At 62.8% G+C, this 17587-nt stretch carries 10 protein-coding genes and 1 pseudogene; 9 read left to right on the plus strand and 2 right to left on the minus strand.

Annotation, left to right across the window (positions count from 1 at the left end):
- The first annotated feature begins 34 nt into the window (after window positions 1-34).
- The 4 genes from ACA073_RS00825 to ACA073_RS00840 are packed head-to-tail and all read left to right on the plus strand — an operon-like array spanning window position 35 to window position 4742.
- On the plus strand, window positions 35-820 hold the full coding sequence (locus ACA073_RS00825) for an efflux RND transporter periplasmic adaptor subunit (RefSeq protein WP_497400892.1): 786 nt from the start codon (window positions 35-37) through the stop codon (window positions 818-820).
- Window positions 817-2136, plus strand: a complete 1320-nt coding sequence (locus tag ACA073_RS00830; RefSeq protein WP_497400894.1) for an efflux RND transporter periplasmic adaptor subunit — start codon at window positions 817-819, stop codon at window positions 2134-2136. The genes ACA073_RS00825 and ACA073_RS00830 overlap by 4 nt, the downstream gene beginning before the upstream one ends.
- Window positions 2137-4233, plus strand: a complete 2097-nt coding sequence (locus ACA073_RS00835) for an efflux RND transporter periplasmic adaptor subunit (protein WP_497400896.1) — start codon at window positions 2137-2139, stop codon at window positions 4231-4233.
- 11 nt (window positions 4234-4244) lie between these two features.
- The gene (locus ACA073_RS00840) at window positions 4245-4742 is read left to right on the plus strand and encodes a GNAT family N-acetyltransferase (RefSeq protein WP_497400898.1); all 498 of its coding nucleotides are present in this window, start codon (window positions 4245-4247) and stop codon (window positions 4740-4742) included.
- 124 nt (window positions 4743-4866) lie between these two features.
- Here the strand turns inward: ACA073_RS00840 and ACA073_RS00845 are convergent, their stop codons facing one another.
- Together ACA073_RS00845 and ACA073_RS00850 are read right to left on the minus strand one after the other, a co-directional pair.
- Window positions 4867-5178 (minus strand): DUF6916 family protein, encoded by a 312-nt coding sequence (locus ACA073_RS00845; RefSeq protein ID WP_497400900.1) that lies wholly within the window; start codon window positions 5176-5178, stop codon window positions 4867-4869.
- Window positions 5179-5231: 53 nt separating this feature from the next.
- Window positions 5232-5819, minus strand: a complete 588-nt coding sequence (locus ACA073_RS00850; protein ID WP_497400902.1) for a phage tail protein — start codon at window positions 5817-5819, stop codon at window positions 5232-5234.
- A 242-nt stretch (window positions 5820-6061) separates the two neighbouring features.
- On the opposite strand from ACA073_RS00850, the pseudogene ACA073_RS00855 reads away from it, so the two are divergent.
- The 5 genes and pseudogenes from ACA073_RS00855 to cysC form a co-directional block, all read left to right on the plus strand.
- A pseudogene (locus tag ACA073_RS00855) lies at window positions 6062-6436 on the plus strand (glycosyltransferase family 39 protein); the annotation flags it as partial.
- Window positions 6437-6658: 222 nt separating this feature from the next.
- Complete coding sequence (locus ACA073_RS00860; protein ID WP_497400904.1) at window positions 6659-7504, plus strand: sulfotransferase family protein; 846 nt, start codon at window positions 6659-6661, stop codon at window positions 7502-7504.
- A gap of 51 nt (window positions 7505-7555) precedes the next feature.
- The gene (locus ACA073_RS00865) at window positions 7556-15433 is read left to right on the plus strand and encodes an Ig-like domain-containing protein (RefSeq protein WP_497400906.1); all 7878 of its coding nucleotides are present in this window, start codon (window positions 7556-7558) and stop codon (window positions 15431-15433) included.
- A gap of 42 nt (window positions 15434-15475) precedes the next feature.
- Window positions 15476-16990 (plus strand): TolC family protein, encoded by a 1515-nt coding sequence (locus tag ACA073_RS00870; protein WP_497400908.1) that lies wholly within the window; start codon window positions 15476-15478, stop codon window positions 16988-16990.
- A complete protein-coding gene (gene cysC, locus ACA073_RS00875) occupies window positions 16974-17579 on the plus strand; it encodes an adenylyl-sulfate kinase (RefSeq protein WP_497400910.1) in 606 nt (201 codons plus the stop codon). Before ACA073_RS00870 ends, cysC begins: the two co-directional genes overlap by 17 nt.
- The last annotated feature ends 8 nt before the right edge of the window (window positions 17580-17587 follow it).

Consider the following 17587-nt stretch of genomic DNA (forward strand, 5'->3'; position numbering starts at 1 on the left):
ATAGACTCCGCTCATCCGTCAGGGAGTTGCGGTTATGCGACGAGTTCGTGTGTGGGTTATCGGATTGACCTTTTTTACGTGTACCGCTCAGGCGCAAACGCCCGAGCCAGATGATCCGCTGTTGGACAACAGCACCGTCGGCAGCAGCAGTGCAGCCGCCAGCAGTGAGGCCCGTGGTGTGTTGCGGGCTCGGGATCAGGCGATGCTCGCCAGTGAGTTGTCCGGGCGGATTGTCGAGTTGCCGTTCAGTGAGGGCGAGTCGTTCAAGAAGGGCGATACGCTGGCGCGTTTCGATTGTTCGGCCTATCAGGCGCAGCTCAATGCGGCGCAGGCGGCCAGCCGTGGGGCCGGTGAGGAATTGGCTCACAACCGGCAACTGGCGTCGTTGAATTCGGTCGGGCGTTTTGAAGTGTCGCGGGCCGAGGCCAGGCTCAGCGAGACTCAGGCGCAGTCTCAGGTGTATCAGGTGCAGGTCAAACGCTGCAGTGTGGTGGCGCCGTTTGATGGTCAGGTCGTCGAACGCAAGGTTCAGCGTTTTGAAAGCGTCTCCGCCGGCGCGCCGTTGCTGGATGTGGTCGACAACCGCACGCTGGAAATCCATTTGCTGGTGCCGTCGCGCTGGATGGGCAAACTCAAGCCCGGCCAGACCTTCAGTTTTGTCCCCGATGAAACCGGTCGGCCGCTGGATGCGACGGTCAAACAGCTGGGCGCGCGCATTGATGAAGGCAGTCAGACCTTGCTGTTGGTCGCAACGCTGCCCAGCGCCACTGGCCTGTTGGCCGGCATGAGCGGCACGGCGCGTTTCGCGGGGCTCAAGTGAACGCCCCGGTGACCGGCGGCGCGGAACAGGTTTTCGCCCGCTTTCTTGACCTTGAACGCCAGACCCGCGCCGCGCGCAATCCGTCGCAACTGGCCTACAGCCTGGTCAATGATGGTCAGGCGCTGTTTGGATTTCGCCATGCCGCGTTATTGATTGCCGGCAAGGTGCACGCGGTGACGGGCGTCAGTGCCGTGGACCCGAATGCGCCGTTCGTGGCGCTCGTCGAGCAGGCGGTGGCGCAGTTGTTCAAGCGCAATGTGTTGAAACAGGCGCGGGTGATTGCGCCCGATCTTCTCAGCGAATCGATTCAGGCGGACTGGCAAAGCCTGTCTCCCGCTCAGGTGTTCTGGCTACCGCTGATCGATCATCAAGGTGAAGTGTTCGGCGGCCTGTGGCTGGCCCGGGATCTGCCGTGGAAACCGCCGGAGCAAGTGCTGCTGTCGCAACTCGGGGGCACTTACAGCCATGCCTGGCTGGCGCTGCAACCGCGCAAACCCTGGCGACTGCGCTGGACCCGAAAACGTCAGGTGGCGCTGGTCGCCGTGCTGTTGCTCGGGCTGTTGATCCCGGTGCGCCAATCGGTGCTGGCGCCGGCGGAAGTGGTGCCATTGGGCGGCCGGGTCGTCGCGGCGCCGCTGGACGGGGTGATCGCCGAGTTTCTGGTCAAACCCAACCAGACGGTGAAAACCGGCGACCTGCTGCTGCGCTTCGAAAGCACCACGCTCAAGGCTCAGGCCGACGTGGCCGAACGTGCCCTGGGTGTTGCCGAAGCTGAATTGAAAGCCAATTCCCAGCGCTCGTTTGCCGATGCCGAGTCCAGTTCGAAGATTGATCTGCTGGCCGCGCGCGTCGAGCAAAAACGCGCCGAACGGGATTACGCCCGTGAACTGCTCAAGCGCAGCGAAGTGCGCGCCGAGCGCAATGGCATTGCCGTGTTTGCCGACGCCGAGCGCTGGACCGGGAAACCGGTGCAGACCGGCGAGCGGTTGATGGAAATTGCCGATCCGACCCAGGCCGAACTGCGCATCGAACTGGCCGTGGGCGACGCGATCTCTCTGGAGCCCGGTGCGCAAGTCGCGCTGTTCCTCGACAGCGATCCGTTGCAGCGGCATCTGGCCCGGCTCGAACGCGCAGCGTATGAAGCGCAACCCACGGCCGGCGGGCAGTTGGCCTATCGGCTCGATGCCAGTTTCGATCAGGCGCCACCGCGTATCGGCCTGCGCGGCACGGCGAAAGTCTTCGGTGACCGTGCACCGCTGGCGCTTTACCTGCTGCGCAAACCACTGGCCGGTTTGCGCCAGAGTGTGGGGTTGTAGATGAGTTTGCCGAGCCTGCGCGCGGACTTGCAACTGACCCCCGCTTCAGCGGCGCTGGACGGCTCGCCGCGCTGGACCCTGGCCGACCCGGTGCGCGGTCGCTATTTCAAACTCGGCGTGGCTGCGATGCGCTTGCTGCGACATTGGTCCCTGAGTGATCCCGAACAGGTCCTGCACGCCGCCAATCGCGAGCCGGGCTTGCCGTTGAGCGGCAGCGATCTGGAGCAACTGCTGGGTTTTCTGCGCGGCCATGATCTGATCAGTGCTCTCGACCCGCAGCAGCGTGACAGTTACAGCCTGAAAGCCGCCGCCCAGCGTCAGACGCTGTGGCAGATTCTGTTGCATCAGTACCTGTTTTTCCGGATACCCCTTTGGCGCCCGGACGCCTTCCTCAATCGTGTCTGGCCCTGGATGGCACGTTTCGGCCCGCGAGTGCTGCGCTTCGGACTTCCGGCAACGCTGGGTCTGGGCGTGTTTCTGGTGTCCCGGGACTGGCAGCGATTTATCGCGACCTTCCCTCATTTGTTCAGCCTCGGCGGTGCGCTGGCCTTCGGTGTGGCGTTGTTTTTCGCCAAGCTCTGCCACGAATTCGGCCACGCGTTCATGGCCAAGCGCGCGGGGTGTCGGGTGCAGAGCATGGGCGTGGCGTTCATGGTGATGTTGCCGATGTTCTACACCGACGTCAGCGATGCCTGGCGGGTCAACGATCGGCGTGCCCGATTGCTGATCGGAGGCGGTGGCGTGCTGGCCGAACTGCTGCTGGCGAGTATCGCGCTGCTGGCCTGGTCGCTGTTGCCCGACGGGCCGGCGCGCACGGCGGCGTTCATGCTTGCCAGCGCAACATGGATCACCACGCTGGTGATCAACCTCAACCCGTTCATGCGTTTCGATGGCTACTTTTTGCTCAGTGATTTCTGGGAAGTGGACAACCTGCAGGGACGCGCCTTTGCCCTGTGTCGCTGGCATCTGCGCGAAACCCTGTTCGGCTATGGCGAACCGGCTCCGGAGCCTTTGTCGCCGAGGATGCAGCGACGTCTGTTGGTGTGGGGCTACGGCGCGTGGTTGTGGCGCGCGGTACTGTTTTTCGGGATTGCGCTGGCGGTGTATCACTTGTTCTTCAAGCTCCTGGGCATTTTCCTGATGCTGGTTGAGTTGGTGTGGTTCATCTTTCTGCCGATCGTGCGCGAGTGGCGGGAATGGTGGAGCCGCCGCGATCAGGCCCATGCACCGCGGGTGTTGTTGAGTGCGTTGGGACTGCTCGCCTTCGTGCTGTTTCTGGCATTGCCCTGGCGCAGTGCGGTGGAGTTGCCGTCGATGCTCGAAGCGGGACGCGTCAGTGCGCTGCATGCGCCGGTAGCGGCGCGGGTCAAAGTGGTGAATGTGCACGATGGGCAAAAGGTCGCTCAGGGCGATGTGCTCATCGAACTGGAATCGCCGGACCTGGACTCGCGCCAGGCCATCGTCCGCCGCGAAATCCAGATCCAGCAATTACAGATGCGTCGCCAGGCGAGTCGCAGCGAGACCGCGGCGGACGCGGGTATCGTCGAACAGCGTCTGGCGGAAGCGGTGGCCGAATACCGCGGGTTGGCGGCCCAGCGGGAACGTTTGCTGTTGCGCGCACCCCATGCCGGTAGCGTGCGCGATCTGTTGCCGCAATTGGCCGTCGGCCGTTGGCTGCCGACCAAAGAGCCGCTGGCGCGGGTGGTGGAGGAAGGTGTGCGGTTGCGGGGCTATCTGGACGAGGCCGAGTTGTGGCGTGTTGCACCGGGCGCTCGCGGGCGGTTTATCGCCGATGACCCGATGCACCCGGCGATCGCTGTGCAACTGACTGAAGTCGACACCAACGGTGCGGCCTATGTCGATCAGGAAGCACTGACGTCCGACCACCACGGGCCGATCGCCGTGCGCCGGGATCCGAATCAACGGGCCGAGCCGGTGCAAGGGCAGTATGGTGCGCGGTTGAGCGCTCTCGAGGACGCGCCAACACCTGTGCAACCACTGCGCGGCGTGGTGGTGTTGCAGGGGCGCGGCGAGTCGGTGCTGGGCGTTGCGTGGCGGCGCATGGCAGCGTTGGGTGTCAGGGAAAGCGGTTTCTAGGGAGAGCAGCGATGGCGAATACGGATTCTGTGGCGGCCGACGGCTTGGTGGTGCGGCCGTCGCGCACTAACGATGGACCTTTTCTACACAGCCTCTATCAAGCGGCACGACCGGATCTGCAATGGATCGACGGTGAGCGAGAAGTCGTCGAACACGTGGTGTCCCAACAATTCCAGGTACAGGAGCAAGGGCTGGGGGAGCACTTCCCGAATGCCATGCACTACGTGATCGAAAAGCTCGGCATGGCTATTGGTGCGTTGACCACCGATTTCGGTCCCAATGAAATTCGGGTGCTGTACCTGGCGTTCATCCCGCAGGCTCGCGGGCAGGGTTACGGTCGCGCGGTGCTGCAGGGCGTGCAGAAAGCCGCGCAGCAGATTCGTTGCCCGGTGGCCACGGTGGTCTGGGCCAACAATGTCCACGCGCGCCAGCATTACCTGGCGCTGGGGTTTCAGGTTGAAGAGCGTAATCCGGCGGCGGAGCGGTTGGTGTGGTATCCGCAGCATTGAGCACAACACGGACGCAATGTGGGAGCGGGCTTGCTCGCGAAGGCGGCGTGTCAGTCGGCATCAATGTTGAATGTCCGTCCGCCTTCGCGAGCAAGCCCGCTCCCACATTTTGATCCCGGTGTGTTCAGTTGAATGCGATGTAGAAGTACCCCACGTCCGGATCGCGTCCCATCGCCGGCACCCGGGAGACAAAAATATCCTCCACTTGGCCAAGTTCCGGTAACTCCAGCGCACACAACCCATCTACAAACTCCGTGGGTTGCAGGCTGTTGAACTCGACGCTGAACGGCATGCGCTCACTGTTTGGCATCCGCGACCGGGGCGTTTCTTCAAGGCTGTCGATATGGATCGGCAACTCACTGCCATCCGGCAGCCGCAGCGTGCCAGTCTTGCCCAGCAGCGTCTGAAAGTGTTGGCGTTGAACCTGTTGCAGCATGGCGTCACTCCCAAAAATGAAAGTGACCGGGGGATTTGTACCCCGGCCGAGTCTCAACCGCGCGAAGGGAACAGCCCGTTCAGGGCAACGCTGAAGTTCAGCACCAGGAACGGGTTCATCGTTTCCATGGGCAGGCCGTTGCCGGCGGACGAGATTTCCCCGGTGACCGTGGTCGCCACGCCCTTGAGTGGCACGGCCGCCGCGCCTTGCTGATCGGAGTAGATGCTCGCCGAGCCAGGCCCGCCGCCGGAGGCACCGATGTACGAGTTGGTCGCGGTGGGATTGGTGACCGGATTGCTCGCCGGGCTGGCCAGTTGCAGGGTGGTGGTGGCTGTCAGCCCGGAGAGGGCGTGGGTGTGATTGGGCAGGTTGGTGATGGTCGGGGTGACGTTCTCGGTCCCGGAGAATTCGCCGATGACCCGCGGGGTCAGATTCAGCCCGTTACCCATGCAAACCGGCATTCGGCCTTGCAGGTTGGGTAGCATGAAATTGGTGCTGCCATTGCCTCCATAGTAGGTTCCCAGCAGTGAGAAAAGTGCCTGGTATTGCGAGACCCCCAGCGTCTGGCCGTTGCACAGGGCCCAGCCGTTAGGGGCAAAGTTAAAGGCGAAAGACTGAATAGTGCCCATGAATACTTCCATAGTTTCCTCATCCCTCAGGTTAGTTGTCTGGCGCGCCGCATGGGTGACCGGGACATCCGGGCCCATCGTTGCGATCAGCCGACTCCGTTCATTTCCCTGGCTGAGTTACGCCAAGCCAGAGCGTAGTAGATCCGCACCACGGCCAAATGTCGTTGGTCGCAAAGCCAGCATCGACGACGAACGTGCGCCGTCCTACAGTGATCAACAGGCGTTGTGGTCGGGGCTCGTTTCAGGGGGAAGCAATGGAGGCGCGCAGAGAAACACCGCTTGGCGGCGCCCAGGAGCCGCACGCAGCGCCCGGCGTCTGGGCGATGGTTCAGCGCTGGTTGCGATGGGCGCAGGAGCATTGGCTGTTGCCGATCCTGGCGTTGGCGGCGCTGGTGCGTTTCTACGACCTGACGGCGGTGGCCATCTGGGGCGATGAAGGGTCTAGCCTGTTGCTGAGCCGGTTTTCACTGGCCGGCATCTGGGTCCATGCGGCGCACGACGTGCATCCACCGCTGTATTTCCTGCTGCTGCATGGTTGGGTCGAACTGTTCGGCGACGGTATTTTTTCGATCCGCAGCCTCAGCGCTTTACCCGGCATCGCCACGGTGTGGCTCGGCGTGTGGCTGATTGGCACTGTCGATGCGCCGGACGAATTCGCACCGTTGCCCGCCGGCTGGCAGCGCATTGGCGAAACTCAGGCGGGCGGCGCCAGTGCGCGCTTGTTTGTGCGGCCTTGAGGCTGTCTCGAGCATTGCATTTCCCTTCGGCTTAACTTCGATTTGATATCAAAACACCATTACCCATGCCGTTATCCATGGTCTACGCTCCCTCATAAAGGACTTATGACCAGGGTGAAGGGATTGTCACAGTTCCACTTTATTTCCGGCTTGCCGCGTTCGGGCTCGACCCTGCTTTCTGCAATCCTTTTGCAGAACCCGCGTTTCCATGCCGGCATGACCAGCCCCGTCGGCTCACTGTTTTCCGGTGTCCTCGAGCAATGCAGCGCCGGCAGCGAGTTCGGCGCGGTGATCGATACCCACCTGCGCCGCCGTTTGCTTCGCGGCCTGTTCGATTCCTTCTACGCCGACAAGGCCGACAAACCGGTGGTGTTCGACACCAATCGCTTGTGGAGCTCGCGCCTGCCGGCGATCAGCGATCTGTTCCCTCAAGCCAAGGTCATTGCCTGCGTGCGCAATGTCGCCTGGGTCATGGACAGCATCGAGCGTCTTTATCGCGCCAACCCGTTCGAAAACACCAAGCTGTTTGGCGATGCGGTCGAACGCAATACGGTCTACAGCCGCTGCGAAACCCTGGCCCAGCGCAATCGCCTGGTCGGTTTTGCCTGGGCTGCGCTCAAGGAAGCCTATTACGGTGAGCACGCCGACTCGCTGTTGATCGTCGATTACGACCTGCTGACCCAGGCGCCTGACCGGGTGATGCGGCTGGTCTACGACTTCATTGGCGAACCCTGGTTCGAGCACGATTTCGACCACCTGGCCTATGACGCACCGGAGTTCGATCAAGCCTTGGGTGTATCGGGCCTGCACAAGGTCAAACCCAAAGTCGAGTTGCAATCGCGACGCACGATTCTGCCGCCGGATTTGTTCAAGCAGTACGCAGAATTATCCTTCTGGCTCGATGGCTCAGCCAGCGCCGCCAATGTCATTCGCATGAAAGCCGACGCCGCGATCAGTTGATCGCGGCGTTTTCGTTTACGCAGCAAAAATGTTCGAGTCCGGGTGAGCAACATGTGGTGGAGCAACGGCAAGTCACGGATTACCAAAGGCGCACGAGCGCTGGCCTCTCCAATGATCGTGTCCCTGGAGCCGCGCATGCTGTTCGACGGCGCGGTGGCGGCCACTGTTGCCGATACCGCCCAGGCTGACAGCCACACCACGGCTGACGCGGCGAAGCCACCGGTCGCCGAGAAACCGGTCGCCAGCCAGGACAATCACGGACAGGCCGATGCCACGCCCGCAGTGGCGCCTGTTGCCGTGCCCGGACAAAGCGTGGTGTTCGTCGACTCCCGGGTCAAGGACGCCGACAGCCTGCTCAAGGGTGTGGCGCCCGGCACTCAGGTGGTTCAACTCGACGCCACCAGGGATGGCTTGCAGCAGATTGCCGACTACCTGGACACCCATCAGGGCATCAGCTCGGTGCAGATCATCGCCCACGGCAACGCAGGTGATCTGTGGCTGGGCGACAGCTACCTGTCGGCGGACAACGTTGCGGCCCGCAGTGCGGTGCTCGCGGAAATGGGCAAAGACATGAATGTCGGCGGCGACATCATGATCTATGGCTGCTACACCGCCGAGGGCGAACGGGGGTTGAGCTTCGTCGATTCCCTGGCGCAACTGACCGGCCGTGATGTGGCGGCGTCCAGCAACCGCACCGGCGTGGGCGGCGACTGGGATCTGGAAATCGCCACCGGCAATATCGAAAGCGCCAATGTGCTGTCGACAATGGCCATGAGCGACTATCAATGGGGCCTGGCGACCTGGACGGCCACCACCAACGCCAACACCGGTGTCGGCTCTTTGCGCGCCGCCATCGCTTCGGCGCAGAACGGCGATATCGTCACCTTCAACGCCAGCATGACGGTGCAACTGACCTTCGAACTGCTGATCAACAAGAACATCACCGTTGATGGCGACTTGAACAACGACGGTGCGGCGGATGTGATTCTCGACGGTCAGTACAGGACCCGGGTGATTGAAATTGCGGCGGGCAAAACCGTGACGCTGGATGGTCTGGTGATCACCCGTGGCCTGGTGTCGGGCACGGGCGGCAACGGTGGCTACGGTGCCACGGGTGCGATGGCCGGGGGGATTTTCAACGCAGGGATTCTGACGCTGAACAACGTTACCGTGACCTCAAACGCTGCCTCTGGTGGCGGTGGCGGCGGCGGTGTCACTGGCGCGTTTTACGGCGGTGGCGGCGGCGGTGGCGGCGGTTTGGGCGGCCAGGGCGGTGGGCATGGCGGTTCGGCCGGGCCTGGCACTGGCACGTTGGGCGGCGGTGCGGGCAGCGGCGGTGTCGGCGGTTACGGCGGCGGTTATGACGCGACCCACATGGGCGGTCGCGGTGGCACCAGCACCGGCGGCACTGGCGGTCTGGGCGTTTCCTACTACAGCAACGGCGGTAACGGTTCGACGGCCACCAATGGCACGATTTCCATTGGCGGCGGCGGTGGCGGCGCCGGTTGGGACAAGGTCGGTGGCGCGGGCGGTAACGCGGCGGGCGGGATCTATAACGCAAGCAGCGGCACCATCACCATCATCGGAACGTCGAACATTACCAACAACCTCGGCGCCGGTGGCGGCGGCGGCGGTGGGGGTGGCTATGGCAGCAACGCCTCCAACGGCGGCATCGGCGGTCGGGGCGTCGGTGCGATCTGGAACAAAGGCACGCTGCTGATGACGGCAGCCAACTTCGCAGCCCTGGCCGGTAATGCCGCGGGCAGCGGTGCCGGTGGTGCTGCGCTGAGCGGGGGGACAACCGGCACCTCGCCGACCTCCGTAGCGACCATCTACAACGACGGCGGCATACTCAACACCGCGTATGCACCGCCGCCGACCGCAACCATTGTGGTCGCTGATACCACACTGAGCATTGGCGAAACGAGCCTGGTGACGATCACCTTCTCCGAGGCGGTGACCGGTTTCACCAACGCGGACCTGACGATTGCCAACGGCACTTTGACGGCGGTCAGCAGCGGCGATGGCGGTATCACCTGGACGGCGACGTTCACGCCGACTGCCAGTATTTCTGACACGACCAACGTCATCACCCTCGATAACACCGGGGTGATCAACGGTCTGGGCACTGCTGGCGTCGGGACCACCAATTCCAATAACTACATCGTCGACACCGCTCGCCCGACCGCCGGCATCGTGTTTACCGACACTGCGCTGAAAATTGGCGAAACCTCGCTGGTGACCTTTACCTTCAACGAGGCGGTGACCGGTTTCACCAACGCGGACCTGACGATTGCCAACGGCACCTTGACGGCGGTGAGCAGCAGCGATGGCGGCATCACCTGGACGGCAACCTTCACCCCGACTGCCAGCATTACTGACGCGACCAACCGGATCACCCTGGATAACACCGGCATCAGCGACGTGGCGGGCAACGCCGGTAGCGGCACGACCGATTCGAACAACTACGCCATTGATACCGTGCGGCCGACCGCGACCATCGTCGTGGCCGATACGGCGCTGCGCATCGGCGAAACCTCGCTGGTGACGTTCACCTTCAGCGAAGCGGTCAGCGGTTTCACCAACGCCGACCTGACCATCGCCAACGGTACGCTGACGGCGGTGAGCAGCAGCGATGGCGGCATCACCTGGACGGCGACGTTCACCCCGAACGCCAGCATCAATGACACGACCAACCTGATCACCCTGAACAATACCGGGGTGAGCGATCTGTCAGGCAACGCCGGGACCGGCACCACCGACTCGAACAACTACGCCATCGATACGCTCCGTCCGACCGCGACCATCGTGGTGGCCGACAATGCGTTGAAAATCGGCGAAACCTCGCTGGTGACCATCACCTTCGCCGAGGCGGTAAGCGGATTTACCAATGCGGACCTCACCATCGCCAACGGTACGCTGACGGCAGTGAGCAGCAGCGACGGCGGCATCACCTGGACCGCCACGTTCACGCCGTCCGCCAGCACCACCGATGCGACTAACCTGATCACCCTGGACAACACGGGTGTTAGCGATCTGTCGGGCAACGCCGGCAGCGGCACCACCGACTCCAACAACTACGCCATCGACACCGTGCGGCCAACGGCAACCATCGTGGTGGCGGACACTGCGCTGAGGATCGGCGAAACCTCGCTGGTGACGATCACCTTCAGTGAAGCGGTCAGTGGTTTCACCAACGCGGACCTGACGATTGCCAACGGCACCTTGACGGCAGTGAGCAGCAGCGATGGCGGCATCACCTGGACCGCGACCTTCACGCCGAGCGCCAGCATCAACGACACGACCAACCTGATCACCCTGGCTAACACCGGGGTCAGTGACCTGTCGGGCAACGCCGGCAGTGGCACGACCGATTCCAACAACTACGCCATCGACACAGTCCGGCCCACCGCGACCATCGTCCTGGCAGACCCGACCCTGAGTGCCGGCGAGACGTCGCTGGTGACGATCACCTTCTCCGAGGCCGTGAGCGGTTTCACCAACGCGGACCTGACGATTGCCAACGGCACGTTGACGGCGGTCAGCAGCAGCGACGGCGGCATCACCTGGACCGCCACCTTCACGCCAACGGTGGGTGTGAACGATGCGACCAACGTCATCACCCTGGCCAATACCGGTGTGGCCGACCTCTCCGGCAACACGGGCAGCGGCACCACCAACTCCGGCAACTACACAATCGATACCGTGGCTCCGACGGCCACCATTGTCGTCGCCGACAACGCGCTGAAAATCGGCGAAACGTCCCTGGTCACTATCACCTTCTCTGAGGCAGTGACCGGTTTCAGCAACGCCGACCTGACGATTGCCAACGGCACGCTGAGCGCGGTGAGCAGCAGCGACGGCGGCATTACCTGGACCGCCACGTTCACGCCGTCCGCCAGCACCACCGATGCGACCAATCTGATCACCCTGGACAACAGCGGTGTGCAAGCGGCCAGCACCGGCAACGTGGGCAGCGGCACCACCGACTCCAACAACTACGCCATCGACACTGTGCGGCCAACGGCAACCGTCGTCGTGGCGGACACTGCGCTGAGGATCGGCGAAACTTCGCTGGTGACGATCACCTTCAGTGAAGCGGTCAGTGGTTTCACCAACGCGGACCTGACGATTGCCAACGGCACCTTGACGGCAGTGAGCAGCAGCGATGGCGGCATCACCTGGACCGCGACCTTCACGCCGAGCGCCAGCGTCAACGACACGACCAATCTGATCACCCTGGCTAACACCGGGGTCAGTGACCTGTCGGGCAACGCCGGCAGTGGCACGACCGATTCCAACAACTACGCCATCGACACAGTCCGGCCCACCGCGACCATCGTCCTGGCAGACCCGACCCTGAGTTCCGGCGAGACGTCGCTGGTGACGATCACCTTCTCCGAGGCCGTGAGCGGTTTCACCAACGCGGACCTGACGATTGCCAACGGCACGTTGACGGCGGTCAGCAGCAGCGACGGCGGCATCACCTGGACCGCCACCTTCACGCCAACGGTGGGTGTGAACGATGCGACCAACGTCATTACCCTGGCCAATACCGGTGTGGCCGATCTCTCCGGCAATACGGGCAGCGGCACCACCAACTCCGGCAACTACACGATCGATACCGTGGCTCCGACGGCCACCATTGTCGTCGCGGACAACGCGCTGAACATCGGCGAAACGTCCCTGGTCACTATCACGTTCTCTGAGGCGGTGACCGGTTTCAGCAATGCCGACCTGACGATTGCCAACGGCACGCTGAGCGCGGTGAGCAGCAGCGACGGCGGCATTACCTGGACCGCCACGTTCACGCCGTCCGCCAGCACCACCGATGCGACCAACCTGATCACCCTGGACAACAGCGGTGTGCAAAACGCCTCGGGCAACGCCGGCAGCGGCACCACCGACTCGAACAACTACGCCATCGACACCGTGCGCCCTACGGCGACGGTCGTTGTTGCGGAGACCACGCTGGCGCTGGGTCAAACCTCGCTGGTGACGATCACTTTCAGCGAGGCGGTGACCGGTTTGACCAACGCGGACCTGACGATTGCCAACGGCACGTTGAGCGCCGTGAGCAGCGGCGACGGCGGCATCACCTGGACCGCGACCTTCACGCCGAGCGCCAGCATCAACGACACGACCAATCTGATCACCCTGGCTAACACCGGGGTCAGTGACCTGTCGGGCAACGCCGGCAGTGGCACGACCGATTCCCACAACTACGCCATCGACACAGTCCGGCCCACCGCGACCATCGTCCTGGCAGACCCGACCCTGAGTGCCGGCGAAACCTCGCTGGTGACGATCACTTTCTCCGAGGCCGTGAGCGGTTTCACCAACGCGGACCTTTCGATTGCCAACGGCACCTTGACCGCGGTGAGCAGCAGCGACGGCGGCATCACCTGGACCGCCACCTTCACGCCAACGGTGGGTGTGAACGATGCGACCAACGTCATCACCCTGGCCAATACCGGTGTGGCCGACCTCTCCGGCAACACGGGCAGCGGCACCACCAACTCCGGCAACTACACAATCGATACCGTGCTGCCGACGGCCACCATTGTCGTCGCCGACAACGCGTTGAACATCGGCGAAACGTCGCTGGTCACCATCACCTTCTCCGAGGCAGTGACCGGTTTCACCAACGCCGACCTGACGATTGCCAACGGCACCTTGAGCGCGGTGAGCAGCAGCGACGGCGGCATTACCTGGACCGCCACGTTCACGCCGTCCGCCAGCACCACCGATGCGACCAACCTGATCACCCTGGACAACAGCGGTGTGCAAAACGCCTCGGGCAATGTCGGCAGCGGCACCACCGACTCCAACAACTACGCGATCGACAGCCTGCGTCCGACCGCTACGATCGTGGTCGCCGACAGCACCCTCAGCGCGGGCGAAACGTCCTTGGTGACGATCACTTTCAGTGAGGCGGTGACCGGTTTGACCAACGCGGACCTGACGATTGCCAACGGCACCTTGACGGCGGTGAGCAGCAGCGACGGCGGCTTCACCTGGACCGCGACCTTCACACCGAGCACCAGCATCAACGACACGACCAACCTGATCACCCTGGACAACACGGGCATCAGCGACGTGGCGGGTAACACTGGCGCAGGCACCACCGATTCCAACAACTACGCGATCGATAGCCTGCGTCCGACCGCTACGATCGTGGTCGCCGACAGCACCCTCAGCGCGGGCGAAACGTCCTTGGTGACCATCACCTTCAGCGAGGCGGTGAGCGGTTTCGACAACAGTGACCTGAGCATCCCCAATGGCACGTTGAGTGCGGTGAGCAGCAGCGATGGCGGCATCACCTGGACCGCCACCTTCACACCGACGGTCGGCGTCAAGGACACCAGCAACGTCATCATCCTGAACAACACCGGGGTGGCCGACGTTGCCGGTAACTCAGGCAGCGGAACCACCAACTCGGCGAACTTTACGATCGACACAGTGCTGCCGACAGCCACCATCGTCGTCGCCGACACTGCGCTGAAGGCGGGTGAAACCTCACTGGTCACTATCACCTTCAGCGAAGCGGTGAGCGGGTTCTCCAACGCCGACCTGACGATTGCGAATGGCACGCTCAGCAGCGTGTCGTCGAGTGATGGCGGCGTCACCTGGACGGCAACGTTCACGCCGTCCGCCAGCACCACCGATGCGACCAACTTGATCACCCTGGACAACAGCGGGGTGCAAAACGCCTCGGGCAACGTCGGCACCGGCGTCACCAACTCCAACAATTTCGCCATCGACACCGCGCTGGCGCGCGCCACCATCGTGGTCGCCGACAATCGCCTGGGCATCGGCGAAACCACCACGGTGACCTTCACCTTCAGCGAAGCGGTGAGCGGTTTCGACCTGTCGGACATCAGCGTCGCCAACGGCGTGCTGTCGAACCTGAGCAGCAGCAACGGCGGCGTCACCTGGACGGCAACCCTGGCGCCGACCGCCGGCATCAACGACGCGACCAACCTGATAGTGCTCGCCACCAGTTCGGTGCAGGACGCCGCCGGCAACCTCGGCGCGAGTATCGCCATTTCCAACAACTACATACTGGACGCATCCCGGCCGACGGTGAGCATCGTGGTCGCCAACCCGAACATGGGCGCCGGTCAGAGCTCCGTGGTGACGTTCACCTTCAGCGAAGCGGTGAGCAATTTCGACCTGGATGATTTGAGTGTGACCAACGGGGATTTGACCGGCCTGAGCAGCAGCGACGGCGGCAAGACCTGGACCGCCACGTTCACGCCCACTGCCAATGTCAGCGACCCGAGCAACTTCATCGCCCTCGACACCAGCAACGTCACCGATCTGGCCGGTAACGCGGGTGACAGCGTGTCGGTCTCCAACAATTACGCGATAGGCATCGTCGCGGTGATACCGGATCAGGAAGTCCTCAGCAGCGACCCGGTGACCGTGTCCGATCAACCCATCGTGCCCCTGCAACCGATCGTTTTCACCCCGCCCACCGGTGACCTCGGTTCCCCGCTGACCTTTGCTCCGTTGTTCGAAAACCGGGACGTCGGCGGGGGCATTCGGCCGCTGGGTGACATCTTTGTGAACAACGGCGCGCTGGCGCAGAGTTATGTCGCGCAAGTGTTCACCAGCAGCGATAGCGGCGGTGGCGAAGGTGCAAGCCACGGCTTCCTCGGCATCGGCGGTGGCGATGGCGGGGTGTTCAGCACCAGCACGTTGTCGAATCTGTTCAATCTGGACGTCGGTAACGAGCAGAGTTCGCTGAACTCATTCGGCAGTCATTCGATCATGGTCAGTGATGCTTCCCAAGGCCTGCGCGGCGTATTTGGAGCGCCCAGTCTCGCTCAGCAATTGCAACAGCTCAAAGACACCGAGCAACGGCAGGTCAACGACCTGGCCGCTGCTTTGAAACAAGCCGGCATCAGCGAAGTGCAGGCCTGACACAACAGTTTAATTGTTGCGATACCCCGGGGGCGGTCAAGGATGAAGAGAAGTCAGCAGTTGTTCGTCGTGAGTTTGCTCGCGCTGGCAGTCAGTGGATGTGCAGTAAAAAGTGAACCGATCGAACGCAGCGTCAGCGAGCAGCGCGCTAAAAGCGATCTGCAAAGCATGTACAAGGATCAGGAGCCCCTCAGCGGTCCGCTGACCCTGCATCAGGCCATGGCACGCGCGGTGAAATATAACCTCGAAGGCCGGCTCAAGATCATGGAAGAGGCCTTGGCCAAGCGCCAGCTCGACCTGGCCAGTTTTGACATGCTGCCGCGCATGGCGCTGGACGCCGGTTACGTCGGCCGTAACAACGTCAGCGCCTCCAGCAGCCAGAGCGTACTGACCGGCACCCAGTCGTTGGAACCGTCGACCTCACAGGACCGCGACCGTGAAGTCGCCGACCTGAACATGGTCTGGAACGTGCTCGATTTTGGTGTCAGCTACATCAGTGCCAAGCAACAGGGCGACCAACGACTGATCGTTCAGGAGCGCCGACGCAAAGTGATCAACACCATCGTTCAGGACGTGCGTTCGGCGTATTGGCGTGCCATGGCCGCCGAACGTTTGCTCAAGCAGATCGACAGTCTCATGGCTCGGGTCGAGACCGCTCGCGGCAACAGCCAGAACATGAGCGAACAGCGCATCGGCGATCCGATCCAGGCGTTGGGTTATCAACGCTCGCTGATCGAAGCCACACGCCAGTTGGAAGAACAACGCCGAGCGTTGTCGCTGGCGAAAACCGAACTGGCGACCCTGATCAATCTGCCCCTGGGCACCGAGATGACGCTGGCGACTCAGGACGACTACGTCATTCCGGAACTCAAAGTCGACCTCGCCAGCCTGGAACAGGAAGCCCTGACCAGCCGCCCGGAACTGCGTGAGCAGGATTATCAAAGTCGCATCAGCGCCGCCGAAACCCGTAAAGCCATGTTGCGCCTGCTGCCGGGGCTGGAGTTTTCCGCCGGCGGGCACTACGACAGCAACTCGTTCCTGGTGGAGCAGGGTTGGGCCGACTATGGCGTGAAGGTGACCTGGAACCTGTTCAGCGTGATCTCGGCACCGGCGGCGATCAACGTCGCCAAGGCCGGTGAAGAAGTGGCCACGGCGCGTCGTCAGGCGATGTCGATTGCGGTGCTGGCGCAACTCTATGTGGCCAACGCCAATTTCCGCGAGGCGCTGCGACAGTTCAAGACCAATCAGCAACTGTCGGACATTGACGGGCAGATTGTCGGCCAAATGCGCAGTCGCTATCAGGCTGCGGGGCTGGGCGAACTGGACTTGATTCAGGGTGAGTTGAATACCTTGCAGGCTGATCTGCGTCGCGATCTCTCGTACGCGGATCTGCGCAATGCTTACGGGCAGATTTTTGCCAGTGCCGGGCTCGATCCGCTGCCGGACCAAGTGCAGTCCACCGAAGTCCAGTCCATCGCCACCGCGTTGGCCAATCGCGAAGCGGCGTGGGCGGCGGGCAACATTACGGTGCCGGCGGCGCATGTCCAGGCTCGATAACCTTCAGGCGCCGACGGCGAGCATCAGCCGCGCACAACGGGAGGCCCGTAACGGCCATCGCGGCACGGCCATTCTGTTGACCGGTTTGCCGGCGGCGGGTAAGTCGACGCTGGCCCAGGCGCTGCACGCCGAGTTGTTCGAACGCGGCGTGCAGAGTGTCGTGCTCGACGGCGATGGACTGCGGGTCGGGCTCAATCGCGACTTGGGTTTTGCCGACAGTGATCGCCTGGAAAACATCCGCCGGGCCAGTGAACTGGCGGCGTTGCTGGTGGAGAACGGGCAGGTGGTGATTCTGGCGATGATCGCGCCGCTGCTGGAATTGCGTGAACTGTTCGCCACGCGTTTAGGCGAGGATTATCGCGAGGTCTGGTGCAGCGCTTCCCTGGCGGTGTGTGAGCAGCGCGATCCCAAAGGTCATTACGCCCGAGCCCGTCGCGGTGATCTGTCAGGATTTACCGGGGTTTCTGCGCCTTATGAACCGCCAAAGTCGGCTTCTTTAGTGCTCGATACCGGAGCGCAGACGGTCGAAGCCTGTCTCGACCACTTGCTGACCTGGCTCGGCGAATGCGCGGTGCTGCCCAAGTTATGAACCGAAAT

The organism is Pseudomonas sp. LBUM1670, assembly GCF_059695695.1.

Excerpts from the sequence above, each read along its gene's own strand:
- ACA073_RS00825 (WP_497400892.1), top strand. The coding sequence starts at position 35 with ATGCGACGAGTTCGTGTGTGGGTTATCGGATTGACCTTTTTTACGTGT.
- ACA073_RS00835 (WP_497400896.1), top strand. The coding sequence starts at position 2,137 with ATGAGTTTGCCGAGCCTGCGCGCGGACTTGCAACTGACCCCCGCTTCA.
- ACA073_RS00840 (WP_497400898.1), top strand. The coding sequence starts at position 4,245 with ATGGCGAATACGGATTCTGTGGCGGCCGACGGCTTGGTGGTGCGGCCG.
- ACA073_RS00845 (WP_497400900.1), bottom strand. The coding sequence starts at position 5,178 with ATGCTGCAACAGGTTCAACGCCAACACTTTCAGACGCTGCTGGGCAAG.
- ACA073_RS00850 (WP_497400902.1), bottom strand. The coding sequence starts at position 5,819 with ATGGAAGTATTCATGGGCACTATTCAGTCTTTCGCCTTTAACTTTGCC.
- ACA073_RS00865 (WP_497400906.1), top strand. The coding sequence starts at position 7,556 with ATGTGGTGGAGCAACGGCAAGTCACGGATTACCAAAGGCGCACGAGCG.
- ACA073_RS00870 (WP_497400908.1), top strand. The coding sequence starts at position 15,476 with ATGAAGAGAAGTCAGCAGTTGTTCGTCGTGAGTTTGCTCGCGCTGGCA.
- cysC (WP_497400910.1), top strand. The coding sequence starts at position 16,974 with ATGTCCAGGCTCGATAACCTTCAGGCGCCGACGGCGAGCATCAGCCGC.